This is a genomic window from Synechococcus sp. H70.1, assembly GCF_047502705.1.
Taxonomy (GTDB): domain Bacteria; phylum Cyanobacteriota; class Cyanobacteriia; order Thermostichales; family Thermostichaceae; genus Thermostichus.
Map to the genome: position 1 here is coordinate 1 of NZ_JANSIV010000040.1, position 8,680 is coordinate 8,680.

General features: G+C 60.5%; 4 protein-coding genes and 1 tRNA gene. 2 read left to right on the forward strand and 3 right to left on the reverse strand.

Annotated features, from left to right (window positions below; translation table 11 throughout):
- Positions 1 to 130: 130 nt before the first annotated feature.
- Positions 131 to 1,189: a Holliday junction branch migration DNA helicase RuvB gene (gene ruvB / locus NW827_RS02935; RefSeq protein ID WP_414404468.1), complete on the forward strand. Its 1,059-nt coding sequence runs from the start codon at positions 131 to 133 to the stop codon at positions 1,187 to 1,189.
- Between the two features lie 36 nt (positions 1,190 to 1,225).
- On the opposite strand, the gene NW827_RS02940 is transcribed toward ruvB, so the two are convergent.
- The gene (locus NW827_RS02940; RefSeq protein ID WP_414362991.1) at positions 1,226 to 3,925 is read right to left on the reverse strand and encodes a phycobilisome rod-core linker polypeptide; all 2,700 of its coding nucleotides are present in this window, start codon (positions 3,923 to 3,925) and stop codon (positions 1,226 to 1,228) included.
- A 313-nt stretch (positions 3,926 to 4,238) separates the two neighbouring features.
- Between NW827_RS02940 and NW827_RS02945 the strand changes: the two genes are divergently transcribed.
- The gene (locus NW827_RS02945; protein ID WP_414404469.1) at positions 4,239 to 6,296 is read left to right on the forward strand and encodes a glycosyltransferase 61 family protein; all 2,058 of its coding nucleotides are present in this window, start codon (positions 4,239 to 4,241) and stop codon (positions 6,294 to 6,296) included.
- 5 nt (positions 6,297 to 6,301) lie between these two features.
- On the opposite strand, the gene NW827_RS02950 is transcribed toward NW827_RS02945, so the two are convergent.
- Together NW827_RS02950 and NW827_RS02955 are read right to left on the reverse strand one after the other, a co-directional pair.
- A tRNA-Leu gene (locus tag NW827_RS02950) sits at positions 6,302 to 6,385 on the reverse strand.
- Between the two features lie 43 nt (positions 6,386 to 6,428).
- Positions 6,429 to 8,399, reverse strand: a complete 1,971-nt coding sequence (locus NW827_RS02955) for a tetratricopeptide repeat protein (RefSeq protein WP_414404470.1) — start codon at positions 8,397 to 8,399, stop codon at positions 6,429 to 6,431.
- Between the last annotated feature and the right edge of the window lie 281 nt (positions 8,400 to 8,680).

An 8,680-nucleotide genomic window follows, 5' to 3' on the forward strand; every position in this document is an offset into this window, starting at 1 on the left:
TAAGACCTACCCAGCCCAGTTGACCTCTACACCCCTGGCCCCGGCCAGGGGTTTTTTTGGGGCTGCTGTAGTCCTTTTCCCCTGCGACCTCTTAAAGTTGAAGTTGGGTCATTGCCTCTGGGGGTAACCAATGGCGATCATTTCTTCTCGGGATCCCAGGCAGCAACAGCAAGAAGAGTTGCCTCTTGACGAAAGCAAAGCCGGAAGGAGGTTGCTGCAACCCCAAGCTCAGCCCGGCGAAGCTCAAGAAGAATCCCTCCGCCCGCGCACCCTAGCCGAGTACATCGGCCAGACGGAGCTGAAGGAAGTGCTCTCGATTGCCATTGCGGCAGCCCGCGCTCGCGGGGAGCCTTTGGATCACCTGCTGTTCTACGGCCCGCCCGGCTTGGGCAAAACCACGGTGGCTGCTGTGCTGGCGGCGGAGATGGGATCCCGCTTCTACATGACCACGGCGCCAGCGCTGGAGAGCCCCCGCGACATTGCTGGCTACCTAGTGCGCCTTAAGCGGGGCGATGTGTTGTTTATCGACGAGATCCACCGCCTGCCCAAGGTTACTGAGGAATTGCTCTATCCGGCAATGGAGGATTTTCGCCTCGACATTACCCTTGGCAAAGGTCGCTCTGCCCGCATCACCTCTATTCCCTTGGAGCGCTTCACCCTCATTGGGGCCACCACCCGCATTGGCGCTCTGACTTCGCCGCTGCGGGATCGCTTTGGTCAGGTGCAGCGGCTGCGCTTCTATGAGCCCCACGAACTGGCGGAGATTGTGTTACGCAGCGCTCGCCTCTTGAACACCTCCATTGATTGCGCAGGAGCTGAGGAGATTGCTCGCCGCTCCCGAGGCACCCCTCGCATAGCCAACCGCCTCCTGAAGCGAGTGCGCGACTATGCCCAGGTGCGGGGCAATGGCCACATCAGTCGTGAGGTTGCCATTGCTGCTTTGGAGTTGTTCCAGGTGGATCCCATGGGCTTGGATTGGACGGATCGCAAGCTCCTGACGGTACTGGTGGAGCAGTTTGGGGGAGGGCCCGTGGGCTTGGAGACCATGGCCGCCGTGACAGGCGAGGATCCCCAGACCATCGAGGAGGTGTACGAGCCCTATCTCCTGCAAATTGGCTATCTGCAGCGCACACCCCGCGGGCGCGTAGTTACCCCTGCTGCCCTGAGGCACCTAGGCTACGCAGCCTAATCCTCACCCCTCTCCCCCCAGGAGGAGGGGGCTAATCTAGCTGCGATCGTCTTTCCTCACCGGTCTGAAGCTGGGTACCACCAACTCTTTGTTTTGCTTGGTCAGGCGGCCATACAGCTCCTGGGTGTTGGGGAAGTTGGCCGCTGGCAGGGTGGGGAAGCGGCGGTAGGGCACCGTGTCCTCGCCAAAGAGATCCCGGTACTCCTGGGTGTTGAGGAGGGCCCGCACAAAGGCCTTCAACCCCTGGGTGGCCAAGATCTGGTTGTACTTGCGGATCTCCTGCTGATTGAGGGGCGCGCGGCCTAGGAAGTGCTTGGTGCCCAGCTCAATGACCTTGGTGTTGGGGTAGGGAGCGTAGAACTCAGCGCGGTACAGTTCAGAGCACCCCAGCGCCTCGATGAACTCCTTGACGGTAATCTCACCATTGCGCAGCTTGGACTCGGCGGAGCTGAGCTCGGCGCTGATGTTGTAGATGTCCATGTCCCGCTCGAAGACCTGCCGGTAAGCAGCGCGGATGAGGTTGTTGACCTCCGCTTTGTTGGCCAGGCTGGTGAGCTTGAAGACAGGGATCTCTTGGCGAATCCTGGGCACTCCCTGCTGGACTCGCCGCTGGATTTCCAGCTCGCCGGAGGGCTTGTCCTGGGGCTGGCCCAGCTTGACAAAGAGGGGGATATCGTCGTCGGTGCGGATGGGCCTAGTAACCACGGCCATGTCGCTGGATCCAGGGCGCATCCGCCGCAGGGCCAGGCCGCCGGGGGTGAGGTAGCGCTCGTAGGGCACGATATCTTCCCCGAAGACCTGCTGGTACTCCTCGCTGTCGAGGATGGCGTCCACCACGGCGTAGAAGCCCTGCTTGGAGGCAATGTCAAACAACCGGTTCATCTCCTGCCGGCCGTAGGTGGGCCGACCCAGCAGCTTGCGGTGGATGAACTCGATGGCTTTGCAGACGTAGAGGCTAGACCAGTACTTGTTGCGGAAGAGATCCGACTTGGCCAGTTGGCGGACAAACTCCTTGACGGTAATCTCGCCCGACTCCAGCTTGATCTCCCAGCGGGTGAGTCGTTGGCCTTCGTAGGGCACATAGCCGTACACCTGCTGGTAGCAGGCGCGGATCACCGCCTGGGTGGATCCCTCGCTGCCCACGATGCCGGCCCGCACCCCTAGCCGCCGGCTGCGGTCGCTGGGGGTTTGGGTAAGCTTGAAGACTTTGGGGCCAAGGCTGCCGGGATCCCCTACTGCCTTGGGGTTGGTGCGGGCATTGGTGAGGGCAAAGCCGCGCCGGATAAGAATGCGCTTGACATCCTTGCTGAAGGGAGCGGGACTGGCCTTGAGGGAGCGAGTTTCTTTGGGGAAGATGGCACCAAACTGAATCTCCAGCGGGTCGTTGCCAACGCCATAGGGGTGCTGATCCGGCAGGGGGCGGTTGTAGCGGGCAAAGAGGGTGATAAATTGGGGCACCTTGCGGCGCGGAGCCGCGTAGTTGTAAAGGTCGAATTTGGGCCCCCAGTTGGCGCTGGTTTGGGCTTCCACCCCCAGCTTGCGCAGGTAGGGCACCGTCTCCTCGCCAAAGTAGTCACTGTACTCGCGGCTATCCACTAGGGCATCCACTAAACCCGCCAACCCCTTGCTGGAGACGATGGCAAAGTAGGTCTGCACCTCCTCGCGGGTTTCTGGGGCCCGTCCCAGGAAGTGGCGGAAGGCCAGCTCCACCACACGGCTGTTGATGTAGGGCTCGTAGAACTGCTTGCGGTAGAGCTCCGATTTGCCCAGGCGGCGGATAAACTCCTTCATGGAGATCTCGCCGTTTTTGACCTTTGACTCCAGGTCGGCCAGCTTAAGGCCATAGGCGCGGCGGATATCCCGCTCGAACACCTGGCGGTAGGCGGCTTTGATAACCTCCTCTTTCTCCGCGTTGGAGAGGCCCGGCTTCATGGCAAAGACGGGCACTTTTTCGGCTGCCAAACTGTAAACCTGCGGCAGCTTGAGTCCCTGCAGAGGCAGACCGTCGGCGGTGCTGGCGTTGCGCTGCCGCAGCTTGTCGGAGGGAGCAGGGGCAATGAACTCGCTGAGCAGCACATCAAAGTACTGGTTGATGATGGCCACGGCCTCGGCATCCTTGCGGAAGTAGCTGGCCGAGGCCCGCTTCATCTCCTGGAGGGCGACAATGGTGGCCTCAGCAGAGCAAGCATTTTCGATAATCTCCCGCAGGCCGCGGGTGTTAACCACAAGGATATTGGGATCCCCAGCCACCAGGGCATAGGTGACGTAGCGCAGGAACCAGCTCAGATCCCGCAGCGACTTGCGCATGTTGGCAGCCCCGTAGCGGGGGATGTTAATGGGACGGAAGTTGGGTGGGATCTCCACGCCGCTGGCGCTAAAGAGGTTGCGGATAGCCTCGATGAAGCCACCCGTGGACTCCACGTAGAAGGCAGTACCTAGCTTAAAGGCTTCTTTCTCATCCTGGGTGGCTTCTGGCCGCTCCAAATAGGCCATGGGGGAGCCGCCGGTGAAGATGCGGTTGGCTGCCCGACTGACAATGATTTCGGAATTGGCGGCAATGACCTCGGCAATCTCTAGCCGTTTTAGGCCAGTGGAGAAAAAGTCCTCGAGGCGGTCCAGCTCGGTGCGCGACAGGTAGCGATCCTGTTGCTCCGCCTGGGAGATGGTCGAGAGGGGCAGGGTTTGGTAAAGACGCGGACTGGAGACGACTGCGCCGCCGGATGCGTTGATACCCATCGGTCTCTTAAACTCCGTTTATTGAAAAACTGCCAACAAGGGCCAGGGACGATGCCATCATAGGACAAGGGCTGACCCCTGGACTCAACTAGACCGGTCCCACGTTCCTCTCGGAGCTGGGGAGGAATGGACGCCGGATCCCTGAGGAGGAAGCCAAGCCTAGAATACTAGGGGGATGCGCCAAGAGGGGGGAGGTTGTTGCAGTTTGTAACACTTGTTCTCAGCCCCCTTCTTGTTGAAAACCATGGCCTCTAACCCGCTTGCCCAGCTCCCCAACCCTCTCCGGACAAGTTGGGAGCAGGGCTGTTACGAGTTGGTTGCCCAAGAGCTGCAGCAGCAGCTGGAGCAGGGATCCCAACGGCCAGAACTGTACTGGGGCTTGGGAGCTGCTTACCTACTCCTGGGGCGGGAGCTAGAGGCGCAGCTTGCCTGGCAGGAGGGTCTGGCCCTCCTAGGGGCCGAAGGGGTGGCCGAAGCTGAGGCTACCCGCTGCTGGGCAAGGGGACTGCAGGAGCTGGCTGAGGGGCTGTGGGAAAGGGGGCAGTGGCCGCAGGCGGCGGCTTTGTATCGGCAGTTGCTAGAAAGTGGCGCTGCCCCAGAGGCGGCGTTGGCGGCCCATCGCCTTGGCCTAGTCCAGGAGCGCAGCCGACTGTGGCTAGAAGCAGCAGAGTGGTTTGAAGAGGCCTGCCGCCGGGATCCAACAGCCACGGAGAGCTTTTGGCGCTGGGGCCTGGCCCTGCTCAAGCTGGGCCGGTTGCGGGAGGCCCTCTCCCCTCTCCAGGAGGCAGCGAGGCTAAGGCCAGAGTGGGGGGATCCCTGGGTGCAGATGGGCCTGGCTTGGCTGGATCTGGGGGAGCTGGAGCAGGCGGTGGCCTGCTTTCAGGAGGCAGCGGCGCGGGGCACCCAGACAGCAGAGCTCTACAGCTACTGGGTAGAGGCTCAGGTGCGGCGGAATGACCCGCAGGGGGCTTGGGAGAAGTTCCGGCAGGCGCTGGCTGCCGAGCGGGAGTGGCTACAGGCCTGGTGTGAGGGCAGCGGCAGAGACAGTCGGCTGCGGCTGGAGCTGGAGCAGGCCCTACAGGGATCCCCGGGCAGCCTTTGGCAGGAGCGGTACCGCGCCTGGCAGCAGCGCTGGCTCCCTGCGCAGGCAGCCCTTCCTTCCCCAGCCTGCCAGAGCCCACCGCCCAGTGCTGGCAACCCCCTGCCAGTGCCCAGCCAGGGTTACCTCACCACCCGGCAGTGGCACCAGGCCACCGGCGAGGGCAGCTACCAGGTGCTGGATCCAGAAGGGGTTCTCTGTCTCCAAGCTCCTCCTACGGCTGACCCTGCCATTGGGCAAAAGCTGCGCTCGCAGCGGATCCCCTTGGCCGAGACCTTTGTCGCCCAGATTCCGCAGGGATCCGTGCACGTGGGCCACTATCCCCGCCACCTCTACGCCAGCTTTGCCAGCGCCGTGCTTACCCGTAGGGGTGAGTTGCTGGGCGATGTCTCCCCCAGCTTGCCGCCGCCGGAGTTTCTCGACTGGGACTGGAAGCCAGAGCACCTGGAGCACCACCCCGTCTTGGACCTACCCCACCTGGGGCCGCCAATTTTGCTGGAGGGCTCTGTTGCCCTCTTGCCCCTGGGGGCGGTCAACTACTTCCATTGGATGGTGGACATCCTGCCCGCCCTCGATCTCCTACGCCGCTCCGGCGTCCTCGAAAAGGACATCCCCCTCTTGGTTCACGGCTACCAGGGCAAGCCCTTTCAGGTGCAAAGCTTAGCTGCCTTGGGGATCCCACCAGAGCGCCTCCTTAGCTTTGAGCAGGCGGGGGGATCCCATCTGCAAGCGCAGAACCTGATTGTGCCCTCGCTGGCGGGGCCGGTGGGGTGTCTAACCCCCAGGGGCTGGAAAGTGCTGCAGCAACTGGCTCCTCTGGGGCAGGCGGCGGGGCTACCGCGGCGGATCTACAGGATCTACATTAGTCGTCGGGCTGCCCGCTGGCGGCGGGTCATCAACGAGGCAGAGGTTCTCGAGGCTTTGCGCCCCTGGGGATTTGTGCCCGTGCAACTGGAAGCCCTTTCTCTAGCCGAGCAAATAGCCTTGATGCAAACAGCAGAAGCAGTCATTGGCATCCACGGAGCGGGCCTGACCAACCTTGCCTTTTGTCAACCTGGGACTCTTGTAGTTGAGATCTTCCCCCGCAATGCCGTGCTCCCCTACTTCTGGAGCCTTGCCCAGGTGGCGGGGCTGAGCTATTTCCCCCTGCTGGCGTCAGTCTGCAGCCCGGCCCTGGTGGCCCTGCTGGCTAGCCCAGAGTTGGATCGGGAGGATGCCTGGGTGCCGATCCCGGATTTGCTGAACCTGCTTGAGCAGACAGGGCTGCGTTGAATCTATGGGATCGGAGGGACTCGAACCCTCACGTTCTTGAAGAACAACGGATTTTAAGTCCGTAGCGTCTACCATTCCGCCACGATCCCTGGAGGAGCTGTACCACTCTACCAAACTGTTTGCTGTGGAGGGCTAGGAGGCTTCTATAGGGAGAGTATGACATGCCAGCTTCTGGGAGACAGCCTGGTGCAAGAAATGGGCCAGGGCTGCCACACAGTCTCGATCCTCAAAGAGCAGGTCGCGGCGCTGTTGGATCTGCTGGGAGATGTGCTGCCGAAATTGGGGATCCGTTCCCAGTTGGACGGCCAACTCTTCGTAGCGCTGAAGGTCTCGGGCAATTAAGAGATCAAGGCCCATCCTTTTGAGGATGGCATAGGTGTGGCGGCCCCGCAGGAACCGGCCAGGGCAGGTCACTACAGGCAAGCCGGCAGCAACAGCTTCCAGGGTGGTGATCCCGCCCGACCAGCCGTAGGAATCCAGCATAATGTCGGCGCAGCGGTTGAGATCCAAGTAGTCTTGATGATCCAGTTGGGGCAAGATCAAGCAGTGGTCTTCTGCAGAAAGGCCATAGGCGGAGAAAGTTCGGGAAAGACGCTGCCAAAAGTGTTGGGCAATGGCAGCATTGGGCAACGCCAAGAAGACAAATTGGGCGTTGGGCACTCGCTGGGCAATGGCGGCAAAAAGATAGTCATATTGGGGCAGATACTTGCCCAGGTATTGACAGGTAAGATAAACTACCGCGTCTTGGCGCAGGCCAAAGTCCTGGCGGTAACGCCTCTGGCGAGGCAAAATCGGCTTTTCAAAACAAGTACCCAGGCGGGGCAGCCGAACTAGGGTTTCGCTGTAGTGAGCCTGCCCATCTTCGGGCTCCATCAGGTCGCTGGAGAGAAAGTAGTCAATGGTTGAAAGTCCAGAAGTTACAGGATGGGCCCAGGTGGAGCATTGCACTGGGGCTAGCCGCAGAGATGCCAGTTGCAAAATTAGGGGAGAAAGGCCAATTTCCAGATACACCAAAACATCGAGCTGATCCTGCAAAATTTGGCGGGCAGCATCTTCAAAGCCAGTGGGAATGTGGCGAAATACATCCGCATACTGGCGATATTGCTCTGTCATGAAGTCGGTTCTAGGATCCAAATGGTAGGCAAACACCAGAAAAGGCCACTGGGAGCTCGCCTTTAAATACTTCACCCACCCTAAAGAAAGACGGCTGTAGGAGCAAGCGCGCATCGAGGCCGAGACAAAGCCAACGCGAATGGGATCCCCTGGCCGAGCCTGCCGGGGAAGACAGTGCCAATTGGGGTAGCAAGATTTCACGATGCGCTGCACAAACTGAGCGTATTTTTTCTGCAGCTCCAGGTCGTCGCAGCCCTGGTACTGCAGATGGTGGGGTGTTCCCCAGCTTGACCCTAAAAAGGCAAGCCGCCGCTGCTCTTGGGTGTCCAAGGGCGTCTCCTCAATGAGGCGATCCAGGTGTTCTACAAAGCGAGAGCGAAATCTATGCAGCTCTTCCTCATCCTGATAGAGGGCGGGCAAATAGAGATGGTAAAGCCAGCGAGCTACCACCAAATTGGGATCCAAAGTCCACGCCTTTTCCAGGTGAGCCAGAGCCGCGCTGTGTTCCCCTTGCTCGCGATGGGCTATTCCCAGATAAAAATGCACCTCAGCCCAAGGGATCCCTGCTGCTGGATCTGGATTTTCTAACAAGGAGCTAAGCAAAGGGATCGCCTCTTGATGGCGGCGTAGGTTAACAAGAATCTTGCCGGCTTGCAAAGCAGAAAGGTAAGCCTTGGGATTGAGGCTCAGGCTCTGCCGATAGCAAGATAGCGCCTTTTCCAGTTGCCCCAAAGATTCATAGACAACGCCCAGGTTGTGATGATAGAGGGCTACCCGGGGATCGAGCGCAATGGCCTCGGCAATCAAAGCAGCCGCCCATTCCCCCTCTCCCCTGGCATGAGCCACCGTCCCCAGCAGATGGAGAGCGTCGGCTTGATCCGGAAACTCCGCCAGAATTTCTAAGTAGATGGCTTCTGCAGTTTGCAAGTCGCCAGCCTGCTGGGCCTGGATCCCGGCCAGGAGCTTATCCGTGGGGGTGAGATCCGACATCGACAACGAGGGAAGCTGGAGATCTTCCCCCACTATAGGCGCTTCAGCCCCCTGAGGCTCATGTTGTCAAAAGCACACAAAAACGGTATCAGCGGCTCTGCGAGCGCCTCGCCAAATCCCGCAAAGGCCGATTCTTTCGTTGACCCGCTCGATGCCTTGCCCCACAAGGCTTTCAGGCCTCTTGCCCCCCCTCTTCCAGGCCCTTTTTTGCCGTCTTCGACCGACCCCCTCGCAAATGGGTCTTGCATTCCTCGCCCCGCTTGGGTTTAATAGGGGTAGAG